Source organism: Variovorax boronicumulans, assembly GCF_019352895.1.
In the GTDB taxonomy this organism is placed as follows: domain Bacteria; phylum Pseudomonadota; class Gammaproteobacteria; order Burkholderiales; family Burkholderiaceae_C; genus Variovorax; species Variovorax boronicumulans_A.
In genome coordinates, this window is record NZ_JAAAFX010000009.1 from 207,509 (window position 1) to 224,611 (window position 17,103).

Sequence of the window (17,103 nt, forward strand, 5' to 3'; positions counted from 1 at the left end):
CCACCATGCTCAGACCCGAATCGGCCGCCGACGCGGCCTTCCGCCACGAGGTGCGCGACTGGCTCGCGGCCCATGTGCCCGAGGCCTTGCGCCACAAGACCTTCCGTCCGCTGCCCGTCGAGGGCATGCCCTGGTACCGCGCGCTGTCGCAGCGCGGCTGGATCGCGCCGCACTGGCCGCGCACGCACGGCGGCATGGGCGCGAGCCCGGTGCAGCAGGTGATCCTGATGGAGGAGATGGCGCGCGCCGGCACCCCCGACTTCCCGACCCAGGGCCTGAACCACATCGGCCCGATGCTGATCGCGCGCGGCACGCCCGCGCAGCAGCAGCGCCACCTGGGGCCGATCCTCGCGGGCGACGCGATCTGGTGCCAGGGCTACTCCGAGCCGGGCGCGGGCTCCGACCTGGCCAGCCTGCGCACCCGCGCCGAGGTGCGCGGCGACACCCTGGTCATCAACGGCCACAAGATCTGGACCACCTGGGGCCACCACGCCGACTGGATGTTCGCGCTGGTGCGCACCGCCAGCAGCGGCAAGCCGCAGCACGGCATCACCTTCGTGCTGATCGACATGAAGACGCCGGGCATCCGTCGCCGGCCGATCCGCACCATCGCGGGCGACGAGGAGTTCGCCGAGGTGTTCCTCGACGAGGTGGTGGTGCCGCTGGAGAACGTGGTCGGCGAGATCGACAAGGGCTGGCAGGTGGCGACCGCGGTGCTCAGCGAGGAGCGTCTGCGCATCGGCGCGCCCGCGCAGGCCCTGCGGGCGCTGGAGCGGCTGCGCATGATGCTGCGCGCCACGCCCGCGGAGCGCCTGCCGCCCGGTGTGCACGAGGCCGTGGCGCTGGCCGAGGTGGAGGTCGAGACGCTGGTCGCGGCCTACCTCGAAGCCGCCGAGGCCACCGAACAGGGCCTCGCGGCCGACAGCTCCTACCTCAAGCTGCTGGCCACCGACACCGTGCACCGGCTGCTCGAGCTGGTGCGGCAGGTGGCGGGCCCGGCGGCCGCGCTGCGCGACGCCACCCGCCATGGCGCCGACCTGCTCGATGCCACCGAGATGTTCCTGCAGGCGCGCCGCCTGGGCATCTACGGCGGCAGCAGCGAAGTGCAACGCAACATCATCGCGACGCGGGTGCTGGGCCTGCCGGTCGCCGGAGCCAAGCCATGAACGCCGAAGCGAGCGCACCCCTGCGCATGATTGCCGAGAGCGCCGCCGATTTCGCGGCCTCGCACGGTGGACCGGGCGCCGCGCGCCGCGTGCACGAAGGCGGGCCTGCATGGGAGGCCAATGCGTGGAAGGCCATCGCCGGACTCGGCTGGCTCGGGATCGCGGTGCCCGAGGCGGCAGGCGGGCTGGAACTCGGTGCACCGGCGCTCTGCGTGGTCGCCGAGGAAGCCGGACGCGCGCTGCTGACGCCGCCGCTCACGGCGGGCATGGCCGCGGCCGCGGTGCTGGCCGAGGGCGGCGATGCCGCTGCGCCCACGCTGCAGGCATTGATCGACGGCACGGTCCATGTCGCGCTGGCGCAGGCCGAGCTCGCCACCGACGGCACGCGCGCAGCGGCGCTGGTGCCCGAGGGCGATGCGGCGGCGCAGTGGCTGGTCGCGAGCGGACAGGGCGCCGACTTCGAGGCGCGGCGGCTCGACCCGGCCGCCGTCGGCATCGCCCTGCACGTGCGCCACGCGGTGGACGGCAGCCGCCTGGCCGACCTGGCCATCGAGCCCGCCGCCTGGGCCGATGCGCCGTCGCTGCTGTCGGGCCTCGCCGGCGAAGCGGCCTGGGCACGCGGCCGGCAGCTCGCCTGGCTGGGCGATGCGGCCTATCTCTGCGGCCTGATGGACGCAGCCTTGCGCCTCGCGCTCGACTACCTGCGGCTGCGGCGACAGTTCGGCGTGCCGATCGGCAGCTTCCAGGCGCTGCAGCACCGCGCCACCGCCTGCCATGTGGACGTCACCGCCACCCGGGCGCTGGTGCACGAGGCCGCGCGCGCCATCGGCACGGCGCGCGCGGCCTGGGCTGCGGCGGCCGCGGTACAGCGCGCGTCCGCGGCGGCGCTGCGCGTCACGCAGGAGGTGGTGCAATTCCATGGCGCAATCGGCTTTGCCGACGAGCACGATGCGGGCCTCTACCTGCGCCGCGCCATGAGCGTCGGCGCGCGCCATGCGGACGCGGCGCTGGCGGCGCTGCAGGTCCGCTGATAACGAGCGAGAAGAACAACAGGAGACAAAAGAATGAGCTACCCGACAATCGTTTTTTCAGGACGGACCTTCACGCCCGAATGGATGGAGGCCGAGGTCGAGCGCCTCTGCGCCGGCCTCGAGGCCGCGGGCGTGGCGCACGGCCAGACCGTGGCCGTGATGATGCGCAACAGCCCGGCCTATGCGGCGCTGATCCTGGCCTGCCGCCGGGCCGGCGTCTATTTCGTCTCGCTCAACTGGCACTGCAAGCCGCCCGAGGCCGCCTTCATGCTCGAGGACAGCGGCGCCGCGATGCTGTTCGTGCACGACGACCTGCTCGCGCAGGTGCTGGTCGGCGTGCCGGCCGGTGTCGCGCTGGTGGCCGTGCCGGCCGACCCGACGCAGCCGCTGCCCGATGCGTCGGGCCGGGCCGCGCGCTGGGACAGTTTCGGCGTCGGCGTGCCGCCGATGGCGCCGCGCCCGCGGCTGCATTTCGGCTCGGTGCAATACACCTCGGGCACCACCGGCAAGCCCAAGGGCGTGCGCCGGCTGGCGCTGGCGCCCGAACTGCGCGATGCGCTCGAGCTGGAGTCGCGCCGCATCGGCCGCATTGCCTCGGGCATGGCGTCCGGCGTCACCGCCATGCTGTGCGCGCCGATCTACCACAGCGCCTCCACCATGTACCTGGTGCAGGCCTGCGACGCGGGCGCGACCCTGATCCTCGAGCCCGCCTTCGATGCGCTGCGCACGCTCGAGCTGATCGAGCGCCATGCGGTGACCCACGCCTACCTGGTGCCCACCATGTACCGCCGGCTGCTGGCGCTGGACGAGGCCGAGCGCGCGCGCTTCAGCGTGGCCACGCTGCGCCACGTGGCCTCCACCGGCTCGCCGTGCCCACCCGAGGTCAAGCGCCGCATGATCGACTGGTTCGGCCCGGTCATCACCGAGGCCTACGGCGCCAGCGAGACCGGCTACGTGACCTTCATCGACTCGCCCACCTGGCTGGCCAACCCGGGCTCGGTCGGCCAGGCGCTGGGGCCGGCGCAGCTGCGCATCGTCGACGAGGCGGGCCGCGCGCTGCCCGCGGGCCAGGTCGGCGCGATCCATGTGCGCCAGCCGGCACTGCCCGACTTCACCTACGTCAACAACCAGGCGGCGCGCGACGCGATGGCGCAGGACGGCCTGGTCGCGCTCGGCGACGTGGGCTACCTCGACGAGCGCGGCTTCCTCTACATCTGCGACCGGCGCACCGACATGATCATCTCGGGCGGCGTGAACATCTACCCGGCCGAGGTCGAGTCGGTGCTGCAGGGCATGCCCGGCGTGGCCGACTGCGCGGTGTTCGGTATCCCCGACGAAGAGTTCGGCGAGGGCGTCGCGGCCGCGGTGCAGCTGCAGCCCGGCACCGAACTCGACGCGGCCCGCATCCAGGCCTTCCTGCGCGAGCACATCGCCAACTTCAAGGTGCCGCGCACCATCGACTTCCACGCCGCGCTGCCGCGCGAGGACACCGGCAAGATCTTCAAGCGCCTGCTGCGCGAACCCTACTGGCGCGACCAGACGCGCCGCATCTGAAGCCCCCCCGTCTGGGCGCGTCCCGCGGGACGTGCGCCGCCGGTGTGCCCCGTCCATCGCCTCCAGGAGTCCACGCATGCGCCTTCCCCCGATCCTTTCCGAGCGGCTGCGGCTGCCGGTGATCGCCTCGCCGCTGTTCATCATCTCGAACCCCGAACTGGTGATCGCCCAGTGCAAGGCCGGCATCGTCGGCTCATTCCCGGCGCTCAATGCGCGGCCGCAGGAAGAGCTCGCGCACTGGCTGCAGCAGATCACCGAGGCGCTCGCCGCGCACGACCGCGCCCATCCCGAGCGGCCGGCCGCGCCCTTCGCCGTCAACCAGATCGTGCACCGCTCGAACGACCGGCTGCAGCACGACCTCGAGGTGTGCGCGCGCTTCAAGGTGCCGATCGTGATCACCTCGCTGGGCGCGCGGCCCGAGGTGAACGACGCGGTCCATGCCTATGGCGGCATCGTGCTGCACGATGTGATCGACAACGCCTTCGCGCGCAAGGCGATCGAGAAGGGCGCCGACGGCCTGATCGCGGTGGCGGCCGGCGCTGGCGGCCACGCGGGCACGCAGTCGCCCTTTGCACTGGTGCAGGAGATCCGCCAGTGGTTCGACGGCCCGCTGGTGCTGTCGGGCGCGATCGCCAGCGGCCGTTCGATCCTGGCGGCGCGCGCGATGGGCGCCGACCTGGCCTACATGGGCTCGGCCTTCATCGCCACCGAAGAGGCCAGTGCCGCGGCGGCCTACAAGCAGATGATCGTCGACAGCGCGGCCCGCGACGTGGTGCACACCAACCTCTTCACCGGCGTGCACGGCAACTACCTGCGACCCTCGATCGTTGCTGCCGGGCTCGACCCCGACAACCTGGCGGCCGGCGACCCGGGCGCCATGAACCTCGCCTCCGGCCGCATCAAGCCAAAGGCCTGGAAGGACGTCTGGGGCTGCGGCCAGGGCATCGGCGCCATCGACCGCGTGCTGCCGGCCGCAGCGCTGATCGATCGCCTGGCCGCCGAGTACGACGCCGCGCTCGGTGAGGGGCTGGGCCGCCAGCGCGCCGCGGGCTGAGCGCCGCCCGCCTCTCGAAACAAACAACAGAAGGAGACAAGCATGACGAAGCATCTTTGGATTCGGGCCGCGCTGTGCACGGTCGTGGCGTTGGCGCTGCAGCCGCCGGCCTGGGCGCAGCCCGCGCCCACGCTGAACAAGCCCGGCCGCATCGTGGTCACCGTGCCGCCCGGCGGCGGCATCGACACCATTGCGCGCCGGCTCGCGACCAAGGTGGCGCCGGCCATGGGCCAGCCCGTGATTGTCGAGAACCGCCCGGGCGCATCGGGCGTGCTGGGTGTCGACAACATCGTGCGCTCCGCGCCCGACGGCAGTTCGCTGATCCTCGCGGCCGGTTCCACCATCACGGTGCTGCCGCACCTGATGAAGAAGATGCCTTACGACGCCTCGAAGGACCTCACGCCGATCGCGCAGATCGGCGTCACGCCGCTGGTGATGCTGGTCAACGCCGACAACCCCGCGAAGACCCTCGGCGAATTCGTGGCCGCGGCCAAGGCCAGGCCCGGCACCATGAGCTATGGCTCCTATGGCAATGGCACGCTGGGGCACCTGATCGGCGAGGCCTTCAAGCACGCCGCTGGCGTCGACCTGGTGCACGTGCCCTACAAGGGCTGCGCGGCCGCGATCAACGACCTGATCGGCGGCCAGCTGAGCGCCGTGATGTGCGACATCGGCTCGTCGGCCGCCTTCCTGCAGCCGGGCAGCCGGCTGCGCGGGCTGGCGATCACCGGCACCGGCCGCGTCGCCGCCTTCCCCACGATTCCCAACTTTCCCGAGGCCGGCTATCCCACGCTCGGTCCGCTGGTCGGCTGGCTGGGCATCTTCGGCCCTGCGAACATGCCCAAGCCGCTGGTCGCGACGCTGATGGCGGACTTCGCGGCCGTGATGAAGACCGAGGACATGCGCGCCGCGCTGGCCCAGATCGGCTACGAGATCGGCGACCCCGACCCGGCGCGCTTCGCCCGCACGGTGCGCGAGGACACCGTCCTCTGGGGCAAGCTGATCCAGAGCATCGGCGGCATCGCGCTGGAATGACGAGGAGCAACCGCACCATGCGCGAAGTCTTCATTGCCTTCATCGGCCGCACGCACGGAGTCCGCTGACGATGGACCTCGATTTCACCGCCGTCGAAGAGGCCTTCCGCGCCGAGGTGCGCGCCTTCCTCGCCACGCAGCTGCCGGCCGCGCTGCGCACCCGCGTGGCCGAGGGCCGCACGCTGACCAAGGCCGAGATGGTGCAGTGGCACGCGATCCTGCAGTCGCGCGGCTGGCTCGCGAGCCACTGGCCGCGCGAGCATGGCGGGCCGGGCTGGACCGCGGTCGAGCGCTTCGTCTTCGAGTACGAATGCGCGCTGGCCGATGCGCCACGCACCTTGCCCTTCGGCCTGATCATGCTGGGGCCGGTGCTGATCCGCTACGGCACGCCGGCGCAGAAGGCGCACTGGCTGCCGCGCATCCTCGACGGCAGCGACTGGTGGTGCCAGGGCTATTCCGAGCCCGGCGCCGGCTCGGACCTGGCCGCGCTGCGCACCCGCGCCGTGCGCACAACCGACGTGCGGGGCGAACACTACCTCGTGAACGGCCAGAAGACCTGGACCACGCTCGCGCAGCATGCCGACATGATCTTCTGCCTGGTCCGTACGTCGATGGAGGCGCGCCCCCAGCGCGGCATCAGCTTCCTGCTGATCGACATGAAGTCGCCCGGGGTGGAGGTGCGCCCCATCGTCACGCTGGACGGCGAGCACGAGGTCAACGAGGTGTTCTTCACCGACGTGCGCGTGCCGCTGGAGAACCTGGTGGGCGAGGAGAACGAGGGCTGGACCTGCGCCAAGTACCTGCTCACGCACGAGCGCAACGCCGGCATCGGCTTCTGCGTGGCGGCGCTGCAGCGGCTGAAGACGGTGGCGGCGCGCGTGCAGCGCCAGGGCCGCCCGCTCGACCAGGACCCGCTCTTCGCGGCCCGCATGGCGCGGGTCGAGATCGCGCTGGAGAACCTCAAGACCACCAGCCTGCGCGTCACCGCCACGGTGGCCGCGGGCGGCTCGCCCGGCGTGCAGAGTTCGGCGCTCAAGGTGCTGGGCAGCGAGATCCGCCAGGAACTGTCGTCGCTGATCCGCCGCGCGGTTGGGCCGCGCGCCCAGGCGCAGCTGGCCGATGCGCTGGCACTCGACGGCAGCCCGCCCGAGGCCGCCACCGCCGCCGCGCAGTACCTCAACAACCGCAAGCTGTCGATCTTCGGCGGCTCCAACGAAGTGCAGCGCGGGATCATCGCGAAGACGATGCTGGGCCTGTGAGCCATGGAGGAGGTGGAGGTGGCGCGGCGTTCAGTGGGCGGGCCGCAGGCTGCGCAGCATGTTCACCAGTCGCGGGCCGATGTCGTGCACCAGGTCTTCCCGAGTGCAGCGGAAAGTGGGCACGACGCAGTTGAAGATCAGCTGGCGGCCCTCGGGCGTGGTGTCGAAGGGTGCTGCGACCGCGGCCACCTCGGGTCGGAGTTCGCCGTGGTTCGCGCAGAAGCCGGCGCTGGCATAGAAGTTCAGGTTGGCACGGATGTTGGGCTCGTACTGGGCCCACAGCGCCGGCTGCCGCAGCCGGACCTCGTGGATCAGCGCCTGCCGCTCCGTCGCGGGGCAGGCCGCGAGGTAGGCCCAGCCGATGGCCGTGGCCGCGATCGGGTAGCTCAAACCGATGTCGGCGATGCGTGCCGAGAAGGCCGAGCGGCTGCGGCTGACCTCGATGAAGACCATGTCCAGCCGGTCGCGGATCGCCAGCGACACCGAGCCGCGCACCGAGGCCGAGAGCTCGTGCATCGGCGCGCGCGCGGCCTGGCGCAGCCCGATGTTTGCCAGCAGTGGATAGGCCAGCGACACCACCGCCGAACCCAGTGCGTAGCGCTGCGAGGCCGGCACGTTGCGCAGGTAGCCCAGTGCGCAGAGCGTGTAGGTGAGGCGGGAGATGGTGGCCTTCGGCAGGCCGGTCTGGTCCGACAGCTCGCGGTTGCTCAGGCTCGGCCGCGCGGGCGTGAAGCACTTGAGCAGCGCGAGGCCGCGCGCCAGTGTGGTGGCGAACTGGCGATCGCCGCCGAAGTCGGCGTCCTCGGCCAGCACGCGCCGCGACGGGAGTGATTTTTCAATCCTGGTGGATGACATAGCAAAACATCGATGGAGATCCAAATGGAATATTCATATCTTGGACATCCCTATTAAACCGGAGACAAGCCATGTTCTACGAACCCGGCCGCACCGCCAGCGGTCTGCCCTACAACCCCTTCAAGTCCTGCTGCGTGCCGCGACCCATCGGCTGGATCTCGACCGTCAGCCCGCAGGGCGTGCACAACCTCGCGCCCTACAGCCAGTTCCAGAACCTGACCTGGGACCCGCCGACCGTGACGGTGGCGGTCAACTGCCGGCCCGACGGCTCGATGAAGGACACCGCCGCCAATGCGCTGGCGACCGGCGAGTTCGTCTGGAACATGGCGACCTACGATTTGCGCCAGTGGGTGGTGTCCTCGGCCCAGGCCTTCGGGCCGGAGGTCGACGAGTTCAGCCAGCTGGGCATTCCCACGGTGGCCTCGCACCGGGTCAAGCCCCTCCGCGTAGCGGCCTCGCCCGTGCACTTCGAATGCCGGCTTCGACAGTCGCTCTACATCCCGGCCAACACGCCGGAGGCCAGCACCTACCTGCTGATCGGCGAGGTGATCGGCGTGCACATCCAGGAGGACGTGATCGACGCCGACGGCGTGCTCGACATCCTCAAGATCAAGCCGCTGGCGCGCGTCGGCTACCTCGACTACGTGACCGTCGAGTCGAAGTTCCAGGTGGTGCGGCCGGACTTCGAGGGCCTGGACACCGTGCCGTACATGCAGGAGGCGATGAAATGAGAAGACGCCTGATGCTGCGCGTCGCCGCCGCTGGCGGACTGGCGGCGTCGACGGCCATGTTGCCGGCGCGGGCCGCCGACTATCCGAGCAAGGCACTGCGCATCGTGGTGCCATGGGCGGCTGGTACCGGAACCGACTTGAATGCGCGCGCAATCGCGCAGCAGATCACGGCCGACAGCAGGCAGGTGGTGGTGGTCGACAACAAGGCCGGCGTGGGCGGATCGATCGGCACCGCCGAGGTCGCGCGGCTGCCGGCGGACGGCTACACGGTGCTCGCGACCTCCAATGCCCATGTGGCGAACCTGTTCCTGATCAAGAACCTGCCGTATGACCCCTTGCAGGATTTCGTGCCCGTGGGCAGCACGCGGCGGCTGCCCTCGTTGCTGGTGGCGCGGCCGAGCCTCGGGGTGTCGACCATCGCGCAGCTCACCGAACTCGCGCGGCGCGAGCCCGGCAAGATCAGTTTCGGGGCCGGCACCTCGGCCGGCCGTATGGGCATGGAGCTCTACCAGCAGATGGCGGGCGTCAAGCTGCTGCACGTGCCCTACAAGAGTGCGACCGCGGCGCTCAATGACGTGCTGGGCGGGCATTGCGACGTGATGTTCGTCGACATCTTCAACAGCCTCACGCAGATCCGAGCCGGCACGCTGGTGCCGCTGGCGGCCTCGGGCCGCACGCGGCTCAAGGTGCTGCCCGAACTGCCGACCGTGGCCGAGTCGGGCCTGCCCGGCTACGAGATGACGAGCTGGAGCGGCCTGTGGCTGCGCAAGGGCGCGCCCGAGGCGGCCGTGGCCTACCTCAACCGGATGGCGCGCAAGGCGGCGGAGGCCGAGCGCGAGAGCGTCGAGGCCACCGGCGGCGAGGTCTTCGTGGACACGCCGGAAGCCTTCGCGCGCTTCGTCGACGCCGAGGTGGCGCTGTGGCGACGCACCGCGGCGGCGGCGAAGATCGTGCCCGAGTGAGTCACGGCGCGCCCTGGCGCCGCTAAGCTCGCGCCATGTCCCATGACCGTTTCTCCGACCTCGCCGTGTTCGTCCGCGCGGTCGAAAGCGGCAGCTTCTCGGCCGCCGGGCGCCAGCTGGACCTCAGCGCCTCGGCTGTCAGCAAGGCGATCTCGCGCCTGGAGGAGCGGCTGGGTGCGCGCCTGCTCCACCGCACCTCGCGCTCGCTGCAGCTGACCTACGAGGGCGAGGTCTTCATCGTCGGTGCGCGCCGGGTGCTGGAGGCGATGGACGATGCGCAGCGCAGCCTCAGCGAACTCACGGCCGAGCTGAGCGGCAGGCTGCGCATCTACACGCTGCCCAGCTTCGGCTACACGCTGGTGCCCTTCATCGCCGAGTTCGTGCGGCGCTTTCCGCGCATCAAGATCGACATCCAGCTGGGGGCCGAGCGGGTCGACCTTGTGGAGCGCAACATCGACCTCGCGATCCGCCTGGGAGTGCTGCAGGACAGCGCGTACTTCGCGCGCAAGATCGGGCTGACCAAGCACGTGATCTGCGCCGCGCCGGCCTACCTGGCGCGCCGCGGCACGCCGGCCACGCCGGCGGCGCTGAAGGACCACAACTGCCTTAACTTCTCGATCCGCACGCATGACATCCACTGGGGTCTGCGTGCCGAGTCGGCGCTCAAGCCGGCCTCGGTCGACGGCGACATCACCTCGAACCAGGCCGAGATGCTGCACCGCCTGTGCGTGGCCGGCGTGGGCATCACCGAGCTGCCCTACTACGTGGTGGAGCGGGACATCGCCAGCGGCGCTCTGGTGACCCTGCTCGACAGCGACGCGCAGCCCGAGCACGACCCGATCTGGGCGATCTACCCGCACAACCAGAACCCGAGCCCTCGCACCACGGCCTTCATCGAGTTCCTGCGCGAACGCATCGCGGCCTCGCCCGGTTTCCTGCCGCCGGGCTGAAGCGCGTGGGTCAGGCCGCCTGCGGCCCGGGCCACAGCAGCGTGCGGCCGTCCCAGTCGCGCGCCTGCCGCGCGATACCCGCATAGAAGGCCTCGCTGGTGTCGGTGATCTCGATCAGTTCCTTCATCGCGTGCAGCGGCGTGGCGCCCTCGAAGTAGGCGATGCGCGCGCCGCGCGCGGTGCGCGCCGTGTAGAGCGCCTCGCGACCCTGCGCCCGTTCCTCGGCCACGCGCGCATCGAACTGTCGTGTGCCGATGCCCCAGTGATGGAAGCCGTGGCCGCGGCGCGCTACGCCGTCGCGGAACACCGAGGGCTGGTCGTCGTGCTGCTGGATCAGCTCCAGCATCAGCGTGCCGTGGAAGGCCAGCGCGATGGACAGGTCGTGGTTCACCTCGCGGCCGCGGTAGAACGCGCCGGGCCGTGGCTGCGAGGTGCGGAAGCGGTACCAGGGCCCCACCTGGAGGTTGGCGCTGAAACTGGCGATGGCCTGGTCGATGTCTTCGACCACGTGGCCGGCCTGGATCGCGGTCTCGGGTCGGCCGCCGAAGAGAAAGTCGTTCATGGTGTCGGTGTCTCGAAGGAATGAGGGAAGAGCAGCGCCTTGGTCGCGACGCGGCTGTGCGCCGCTTCGAAGGCCTGCAGGCCGTCGCGCAGCGCATAGCGGTGCGTGATCAGCGGCGCGAACTGCGCCGGGTGCGCGGCCACCGTGTCGATCACCTGCTGCCAGCCCTCGCGCGTGTTGCCGTAGCTGCCGCGCAACTGGAGCTGGCGCCGCACCAGGCGGGTGATGTCGATGGCGCCCGGTGCCGGGTGGATGCCGGTGGCCACCAGGGTGCCCTGGCGGCGCAGCAGGCCCAGGCCCTCGTCGATGGTCGAGGCCACGCCGGTCATTTCGATCACCGCATCGAAGCCCTCGCCGGCCAGGGCCGCGAGCCGTTCCTCCGAACCGGCCTCGGCGCGGTCGACCAGCGTGTCGAAGCCCATGCGGCGCAGCACGGCGAAACGGTGCGTGTCGGCATGGCCGGTGACGACGATCTGGCGTGCGCCGGCCAGGCGTGCGAACAGCGCCGCGCCCTGTGCGATGGCGCCCGCGCCCATGATCAGCAGCCGCTGGCCGGCCGCGATTTCCGACAAGGCAATGGCATGGTGCGCAACCGTCAGCGGCTCGATCAGCGCACCGAGTTCGCGGTCGAGCGTGTCGGGGATCGGCAGACAGTGGGCGGCCGGCACCGTGACCGAGGGCGCGAAGCAGCCGTCGCGCTGGGTGCCGATGCCGACCGGCAGCGCGACCACGCGCCGGCCGAGCAGTCCGGCCGGCGCACCTTCGCCGAGTCGGACCACGCGGCCGCAGAACTCGTGGCCCAGCGTGAGCGGCAGCCGCGGCCACATGAAGTCGTAGGCCGAACCCTTGGCGTCATAGATGTGCAGGTCGCTGCCGCAGATGCCGGCGGCCTCGACTTCGATCAGGACATCGCCGGGCGCCGGCGTCTGTGGCGTGGGGGCCTCGGCCAGCGCAACGCCGAAGCCGGGCGACAGTTTTCGCAGTGCAAGCATTGATCCGTTCTCCCGCTTAGGCACTGTTGGCGCGCAGGCCGCCGTCGATCACGAAGGGCTCGCCGGTCACATAGGGCACCAGTCCGGCAGCCAACGTCGCGACCAGCCGGCCTACGTCCGCGGCCTCGCCCCAGCGCCGCAGCGGCACCTCGCCGCTTGCGATGCGCGCGTCCTGCGGGCCGGTATCGAGCGAACCGGTCATCTCGGTGCGGATGAAGCCGGGCCGGACGTCGTGCACATGGATGCCGTGCGGCGCGAGCCGCAGCGCCATGATCTTGGCCATCATCGCCACCGCGGCCTTCGACATGCAGTACTGCGAGCGGTTGAGCCGTGCATAGTGCGCCGCCATCGACGAGATCACGATGACGCTGCGGTAGGGCCGCGGCGCCGGGTCTTCGAGCATGCGCCGCGCGACGGCCTGGGTCAGGAAGAAGGTGCCGCGGATGTTGACGTCGAAGTTGTGGTCGAAGTCCGCGGGCGTGATGTCCAGCACGTCCTTCAGCGGCCGCGCGGCCACGCCGGCGTTGTCGACCAGGCAGTCGATGCGTCCGTGCAGCGCGAACACATCGGTCACCAGGGGCGCGTGGCTTGCCAGGTCTGCGATGTCGGCCGTTCGGAGATCGGCCCGGGCGCCGAGCGCGCGCAGTTCGGCCAGCGTGGCCCGTGCACGTTCGTCGTCGTGCAGGTCGACCAGCACCAGGTCGAAGCCCTGGCGGGCCAGGGCGAGCGCGCAGGCGCGGCCAATGCCCTGGCGCCCGCCGGTGACCAGGGCCACGGGGCGGTCGGTGGACGCGCTCATTTGCCACCGCCCAGCTGGCTCGGCCGGCTGCTGTAGGCGGTGAGCGGCGGACAGGCAGCCGGGTCGACGATGACGTCGATCACCGTTGCCCGGTCGGCCGCCAGCGCGTCCTGCAGCGCGGCGCGCAGCGCGCCCGGCGCCTCGACCGTGACACCGTGCAGGCCGCAGGCGCGCGCCACCGCGGCGTGGTCCACCCGTTCGAAGCGCGTGTCGGTGTGCCCACCGTAGCGGAATACCTCCATGTCCTCCTGCATGCCGAGGACGCCGTTGTTGAGCACCAGCAGCACCAGCTTGATGCCGTGGCGCCGGATCGTCTCGAGTTCGCTCCAGACATGGCCGAAACCGCCGTCGCCCACCACCGACACCACGATCGCGCCGGGTTGCGCGAGCTGCGCACCCATCGCAAGCGGCAGGCCCCAGCCCAGGCCGGCCAGGCCGCGCGGCACCAGGAAGCGGTCGCCCGCGCGGCGTGCCGTGAGGTAGAGCGTGGTCCAGACCGAGGCATAGCTCGCATCAGCCGTGACGATCGCATCGGCCGGCAACAGCTGCTCGAGTTCGTGCATCAGCCGCTCGGGGCGGATCGGCAGGCGGTCCTCTGTGCGTACGCCCTTCTGCAGCCGTCGCGCTTCGGTGCGCGAAGACGCGATGCGCTCCTGCAGTGCGGCGCGTCCCGCGTTGCGCAGGCCAGGTTCGTGGTGCGCCATCGCCTCGGCCAGGGCCTCAAGGCCCAGCCGCGCATCGCCGACCAGGCGCAGCGCCTCGTAGTTGCGGTCGATCTCCACCGGGTCGATGTCGAGGTGGATGAAGCGCGCGTGGCGTGGGTACTGAGCCCAGGTGTCGGTGCCGTTGGCCGCGGTGCGCGTGCCCACCAGCAGCACCACGTCGGCGTCGGCGATCAGCGAGCGCGCCTCGTAGGCTGGCGCACCGACCGCGAGTACGTTGCCGACCACGCCGAGCGACAGCGGATGCAGTTCCGACACCGCGCCCTTGCCCATCATGGTGGTCGCGACCGGCAGGCCGAAACGCTCCTGCATGTCGGCCAGGGTCTGCGCCGCGCCCGACAGGTGGACGCCGCCGCCGGCGATGACCAGCGGGCGCTGTGCGGCCATGAGCAGGCGCGCGGCCTCGCGTACGCGCTCGGGCGCCGGCACCACCGGGTCGAGCGGGAAGCGGCCATTGTTCGCCTGGCGCGTCGGCACGCCCGTGGCCTCGCTGTCGGCGATGTTCACGGGCAGCAGCAGCACCGCCGGGCCGCAACGGCCGCTGGTCGCGGCGCGGAAGGCCATGTCGACCCATTCGTCGACACGGTCGGCCGTGTCGATGCGGCCGACCCACTTGGCGCAGCCGGCGAACAGCTTGAGGTGGTCGTACTCCTGGAAGGCATTGCGCTCGCGCAGCGCCACCGGCACGTCCTGGACCAGCGCCACGATGGGCACCGAGGACTTGAGCGCCTCGGCCAGCGGCGCGACCAGCAGCGTCGCGGCCGGCCCGTTCTGCGCGGTCACGACCGCAGTCTGCCGGCTGATGCGCGCATAGCCGTCGGCCATCGCACCGCCTGCGTTCTCGGTGCGGTAGCCGATGTTGCGCATGCCTTGCTTGGGCACCGCGAGGTGGAAGCGCACGGGGTTGCATTGGCCGAAGACGACTTCGACGCCGTGGCGACGGCAAGCCGCTGCCACACGGTCGGCCACGCTGCCACCGTTCTGTTCGGAAATGGACATGAAATACCTACTTGGGGGAAGAACTGGGGAAGCGACTCTTGAGCTTGGTGACGTCGTCCTGCGAGCGTTCCAGCACCACGCGGTACTGCGCGCCCGTGAGCGGCGCGGGCTCGATGCCGTAGGTGTCGCGCAACTGGGCCTGGAAGGCCGGGTCGTTGACGACCTTGAGCGTGGCCGTCTCGAGGCGCTTGCGGATAGGCTCGGGCAGGTTGGCGGGCCCGCCGACGCCGAAGTAGACGTCGGTCACCACGTCGTAGCCGAGCTCGCGCAGCGTGGGCACCTCGGGCAGTTCGCGCAGACGTGTCTCGCTCGCCACCGCGAGTGCGCGCAGCTTGCCGTTCCGGACGTGCGGCATGAAGTCGGTGGGGTTCTGCAGCACCATGTCGATCTGCTTGCCCAGCAGCGCCACCACCGAGTCGGAGCCCGAGCGGTAGTTGGCGGTCTCGAACTGCAGCCCGGTCTTTTCCGCCAGAAGCAGCATGCCAAGCGTGTTGACCGAACTGGGCGCGCCGAAGTTCAGGCCGCCCTTGGTCTTCTTCGAGGCCGCGATCAGGTCGTCGATGTCGCGGTAGGGTGAGTCGGCGTTCACCACGATCGCGTACAGGTAGCGGCCGACGCTGGCGATCGAACTGAAGTCCTTGACCTTCTGCGGCGTGTCGGTCACGAGCTGCCAGGTAGACATGCCGGAGGACAGCATGCCGATCTGGTAGCCATCGGGTTGGGCGCGGGCCAGCAGCCCGCCCATCACCGTGCCCTGTCCGCCGGGACGGTTGAGCACGATCACCGGCTTGCCCAGGTCCTTGGACAGTTCGGCGCCGAGTGCGCGGCTCACCAGGTCGGTCGTGCCGCCGGGGCCGAACTGGACCATGAAGCTGATGTCGCGCTGGGGCCATTCCGCGCAGGCGGCGGTGGTGAAGAGCGCGAGCAGGAGGGCCCCGAGGGCCTGGCGCCACGGTCGGGAACGGGCGGGAAAGATGATCATGTGAGCTTGTCTCCGTTGTTGAAAGGTCGCCACGCAGGCCCTGTCATGGCACTGTCGAAGCGGCCCAGAAATGCTACGGAGATCGCACGTCGGGTTCGAGCCGTCGCACGGAATCACGAGGATGACTATCTTTCACAGATGCGGGGATGCCGAGCTCTTCGCCATCAACAAATCTGATGTGTCGCATCAGCGCAAGCGGCTTCCAGCGCGCGCGTCGCCTCACTAGGATGACCGTTCGCTCGGTCGCATCCACGGAAGGCTCCAGTGATCCACGAATTCAAGCAATACACCCCCGCCCCCGGCAAGGCCGATGCGTTGCGCACGCGCTTCCTGGCCACCACGCTGCCGATCTTCGAGCGGCTGGGTATCCCCGTGGTGTCGGTGTTCGCTCCCGAGGCGCCGCAGGGAGACCTCTGGTACATCGTGCGCTTCGACAGCGAAGCGCAGCGGGCCGCCGCCTGGGCAGCCTTCGGGGTGGACGAGGAGTGGCGGCGGGCCAAGGCCGCGTCCGAAGAGGACGGGCCGCTGCTGGCCAGCCAGAAGGGCTGCTTGCTCGCGTCGCTGTTCGAGCGCGCCGACTGAGTCTGCGCGGCCCGCGGAGCTCAGCGCCGTTCGGCCGTTCCGAGGTGCCGCAGCAGGGCGGCGTCGAAGGCTGCCGCCTGGTCGATGTTGGGAAGGTGCCCGGCCTGGGCAATGACTTCGAGCACCGAGCCGGCTATGCGCCGGTGGATGTCGGCCATGGCCTGCGGCAGCACGCCGTCGTTGGCGCCGACGATCAGCGTGGTGGGCAGGGCGATCTCTTGCACGCGTGCGAGGTAGTCCAGCCCCTGGATGGCGCGCGCGCAGCCTACGAAGCCGGTCACCGAGGTCGACGCCGCGACCTGCAGCAGGCGCTGCGCGGTGTCGGGATGCGCGTCGAGAAAGGCGCGGCCGAACCAGCGCTCCAGCGTGGGCCGGGCCAGCGCCCCACAGCCCTCGCGCTCGGCGGTGGCGATGCGTTCGTCCCAGGGCGCCCCGGCTTCGGGTGGCATGTCGGCGCGCGCGGCGCAAAGGCAGAGGCTCTCGAGCCGATCGGCATGCGCCAGCGCCAGTCCGAAGCCGCTCATGCCGCCCAGCGACAGGCCGACGTAGTGCACCTTCTCGAGCCCGAGCGCGTCGAGCACCGCGACCGTGTCGTCGACCAGCTGCTGCATCGTGGCGGGCGGCTGGCCGGCGACCGAGCTGCCGTGGCCGCGCGTATCCGTGCAGAGCACCTGCCAGCCCCGCGAAGCCAGCAGCGCCGCCTGCGTGGCCCACATGGCGCTGCTCGAGAGGATGGAGTGCGCCATGTACACGGCCGGCGCGCGAGGGTCGCCGTGGCGATGCACCGCGATCTGGCTGGCGGCCGAGGGCAGGGGGATGGTCTGTGAGGTGCTTTGCATGGGAAGGCGTTTTGGGTGCTGGAAGAAGGG

At 70.8% G+C, this 17,103-nt stretch carries 17 protein-coding genes; 10 read left to right on the top strand and 7 right to left on the bottom strand.

Annotation, left to right across the window (positions count from 1 at the left end; translation table 11 throughout):
• The first annotated feature begins 5 nt into the window (after positions 1-5).
• The 6 genes from K0H49_RS20220 to K0H49_RS20245 all read left to right on the top strand — a co-directional run bounded on the left by K0H49_RS20220 (position 6) and on the right by K0H49_RS20245 (position 7,098).
• Complete coding sequence (locus K0H49_RS20220; protein WP_219216256.1) at positions 6-1,166, top strand: acyl-CoA dehydrogenase family protein; 1,161 nt, start codon at positions 6-8, stop codon at positions 1,164-1,166.
• Positions 1,163-2,197: an acyl-CoA dehydrogenase family protein gene (locus K0H49_RS20225; protein WP_219216258.1), complete on the top strand. Its 1,035-nt coding sequence runs from the start codon at positions 1,163-1,165 to the stop codon at positions 2,195-2,197. Before K0H49_RS20220 ends, K0H49_RS20225 begins: the two co-directional genes overlap by 4 nt.
• A gap of 33 nt (positions 2,198-2,230) precedes the next feature.
• The gene (locus K0H49_RS20230; RefSeq protein WP_219216260.1) at positions 2,231-3,751 is read left to right on the top strand and encodes an AMP-binding protein; all 1,521 of its coding nucleotides are present in this window, start codon (positions 2,231-2,233) and stop codon (positions 3,749-3,751) included.
• Between the two features lie 76 nt (positions 3,752-3,827).
• Complete coding sequence (locus K0H49_RS20235; protein ID WP_219216262.1) at positions 3,828-4,805, top strand: NAD(P)H-dependent flavin oxidoreductase; 978 nt, start codon at positions 3,828-3,830, stop codon at positions 4,803-4,805.
• A 42-nt stretch (positions 4,806-4,847) separates the two neighbouring features.
• Complete coding sequence (locus K0H49_RS20240) at positions 4,848-5,840, top strand: Bug family tripartite tricarboxylate transporter substrate binding protein (protein ID WP_219216263.1); 993 nt, start codon at positions 4,848-4,850, stop codon at positions 5,838-5,840.
• Positions 5,841-5,910: 70 nt separating this feature from the next.
• Positions 5,911-7,098, top strand: coding sequence for an acyl-CoA dehydrogenase family protein (locus tag K0H49_RS20245; RefSeq protein ID WP_219216266.1), 1,188 nt, complete (start codon positions 5,911-5,913; stop codon positions 7,096-7,098).
• A gap of 30 nt (positions 7,099-7,128) precedes the next feature.
• Here K0H49_RS20245 and K0H49_RS20250 read toward each other — a convergent pair whose 3' ends face one another.
• On the bottom strand, positions 7,129-7,911 hold the full coding sequence (locus tag K0H49_RS20250; RefSeq protein WP_374122388.1) for an IclR family transcriptional regulator: 783 nt from the start codon (positions 7,909-7,911) through the stop codon (positions 7,129-7,131).
• Positions 7,912-8,024: 113 nt separating this feature from the next.
• Between K0H49_RS20250 and K0H49_RS20255 the strand changes: the two genes are divergently transcribed.
• From K0H49_RS20255 to K0H49_RS20265, 3 genes are read left to right on the top strand one after another with little or no spacing between them, the layout of a single operon-like run.
• Entirely contained in the window at positions 8,025-8,684 is a 660-nt protein-coding gene (locus K0H49_RS20255) for a flavin reductase family protein (RefSeq protein ID WP_219216270.1), read from the top strand.
• Positions 8,681-9,646 (top strand): Bug family tripartite tricarboxylate transporter substrate binding protein, encoded by a 966-nt coding sequence (locus tag K0H49_RS20260; protein WP_219216272.1) that lies wholly within the window; start codon positions 8,681-8,683, stop codon positions 9,644-9,646. The genes K0H49_RS20255 and K0H49_RS20260 overlap by 4 nt, the downstream gene beginning before the upstream one ends.
• A 35-nt stretch (positions 9,647-9,681) precedes the next feature.
• Positions 9,682-10,596 (top strand): LysR family transcriptional regulator, encoded by a 915-nt coding sequence (locus tag K0H49_RS20265; protein WP_219216273.1) that lies wholly within the window; start codon positions 9,682-9,684, stop codon positions 10,594-10,596.
• 10 nt (positions 10,597-10,606) lie between these two features.
• On the opposite strand, the gene K0H49_RS20270 is transcribed toward K0H49_RS20265, so the two are convergent.
• Genes K0H49_RS20270 through K0H49_RS20290 form a run of 5 tightly spaced genes read right to left on the bottom strand, consistent with a single transcriptional unit; the run spans position 10,607 to position 15,652 of the window.
• Complete coding sequence (locus K0H49_RS20270) at positions 10,607-11,158, bottom strand: VOC family protein (RefSeq protein WP_219216274.1); 552 nt, start codon at positions 11,156-11,158, stop codon at positions 10,607-10,609.
• The gene (locus K0H49_RS20275) at positions 11,155-12,150 is read right to left on the bottom strand and encodes a zinc-dependent alcohol dehydrogenase (RefSeq protein WP_219216276.1); all 996 of its coding nucleotides are present in this window, start codon (positions 12,148-12,150) and stop codon (positions 11,155-11,157) included. Before K0H49_RS20275 ends, K0H49_RS20270 begins: the two co-directional genes overlap by 4 nt.
• A 16-nt stretch (positions 12,151-12,166) precedes the next feature.
• Complete coding sequence (locus tag K0H49_RS20280; RefSeq protein ID WP_219216278.1) at positions 12,167-12,949, bottom strand: 3-ketoacyl-ACP reductase; 783 nt, start codon at positions 12,947-12,949, stop codon at positions 12,167-12,169.
• Positions 12,946-14,670 carry an acetolactate synthase catalytic subunit gene (locus tag K0H49_RS20285; RefSeq protein ID WP_219216280.1) on the bottom strand — a complete coding sequence of 575 codons (1,725 nt, stop codon included), beginning with the start codon at positions 14,668-14,670 and terminating at the stop codon, positions 12,946-12,948. Before K0H49_RS20285 ends, K0H49_RS20280 begins: the two co-directional genes overlap by 4 nt.
• A 7-nt stretch (positions 14,671-14,677) precedes the next feature.
• Entirely contained in the window at positions 14,678-15,652 is a 975-nt protein-coding gene (locus tag K0H49_RS20290) for a tripartite tricarboxylate transporter substrate binding protein (RefSeq protein ID WP_219216282.1), read from the bottom strand.
• 264 nt (positions 15,653-15,916) lie between these two features.
• On the opposite strand from K0H49_RS20290, the gene K0H49_RS20295 reads away from it, so the two are divergent.
• Positions 15,917-16,234, top strand: coding sequence for an NIPSNAP family protein (locus K0H49_RS20295; protein WP_219216284.1), 318 nt, complete (start codon positions 15,917-15,919; stop codon positions 16,232-16,234).
• A 20-nt stretch (positions 16,235-16,254) separates the two neighbouring features.
• On the opposite strand, the gene K0H49_RS20300 is transcribed toward K0H49_RS20295, so the two are convergent.
• Entirely contained in the window at positions 16,255-17,073 is an 819-nt protein-coding gene (locus K0H49_RS20300) for an alpha/beta fold hydrolase (protein WP_219216287.1), read from the bottom strand.
• Between the last annotated feature and the right edge of the window lie 30 nt (positions 17,074-17,103).

Bases quoted from the DNA above. Each gene is read 5' to 3' on its own strand.
- K0H49_RS20220 (WP_219216256.1), top strand. From the start codon at position 6: ATGCTCAGACCCGAATCGGCCGCCGACGCGGCCTTCCGCCACGAGGTG.
- K0H49_RS20225 (WP_219216258.1), top strand. From the start codon at position 1,163: ATGAACGCCGAAGCGAGCGCACCCCTGCGCATGATTGCCGAGAGCGCC.
- K0H49_RS20230 (WP_219216260.1), top strand. From the start codon at position 2,231: ATGAGCTACCCGACAATCGTTTTTTCAGGACGGACCTTCACGCCCGAA.
- K0H49_RS20235 (WP_219216262.1), top strand. From the start codon at position 3,828: ATGCGCCTTCCCCCGATCCTTTCCGAGCGGCTGCGGCTGCCGGTGATC.
- K0H49_RS20240 (WP_219216263.1), top strand. From the start codon at position 4,848: ATGACGAAGCATCTTTGGATTCGGGCCGCGCTGTGCACGGTCGTGGCG.
- K0H49_RS20245 (WP_219216266.1), top strand. From the start codon at position 5,911: ATGGACCTCGATTTCACCGCCGTCGAAGAGGCCTTCCGCGCCGAGGTG.
- K0H49_RS20255 (WP_219216270.1), top strand. From the start codon at position 8,025: ATGTTCTACGAACCCGGCCGCACCGCCAGCGGTCTGCCCTACAACCCC.
- K0H49_RS20260 (WP_219216272.1), top strand. From the start codon at position 8,681: ATGAGAAGACGCCTGATGCTGCGCGTCGCCGCCGCTGGCGGACTGGCG.
- K0H49_RS20265 (WP_219216273.1), top strand. From the start codon at position 9,682: ATGTCCCATGACCGTTTCTCCGACCTCGCCGTGTTCGTCCGCGCGGTC.
- K0H49_RS20270 (WP_219216274.1), bottom strand. From the start codon at position 11,158: ATGAACGACTTTCTCTTCGGCGGCCGACCCGAGACCGCGATCCAGGCC.
- K0H49_RS20275 (WP_219216276.1), bottom strand. From the start codon at position 12,150: ATGCTTGCACTGCGAAAACTGTCGCCCGGCTTCGGCGTTGCGCTGGCC.
- K0H49_RS20280 (WP_219216278.1), bottom strand. From the start codon at position 12,949: ATGAGCGCGTCCACCGACCGCCCCGTGGCCCTGGTCACCGGCGGGCGC.
- K0H49_RS20285 (WP_219216280.1), bottom strand. From the start codon at position 14,670: ATGTCCATTTCCGAACAGAACGGTGGCAGCGTGGCCGACCGTGTGGCA.
- K0H49_RS20290 (WP_219216282.1), bottom strand. From the start codon at position 15,652: ATGATCATCTTTCCCGCCCGTTCCCGACCGTGGCGCCAGGCCCTCGGG.
- K0H49_RS20300 (WP_219216287.1), bottom strand. From the start codon at position 17,073: ATGCAAAGCACCTCACAGACCATCCCCCTGCCCTCGGCCGCCAGCCAG.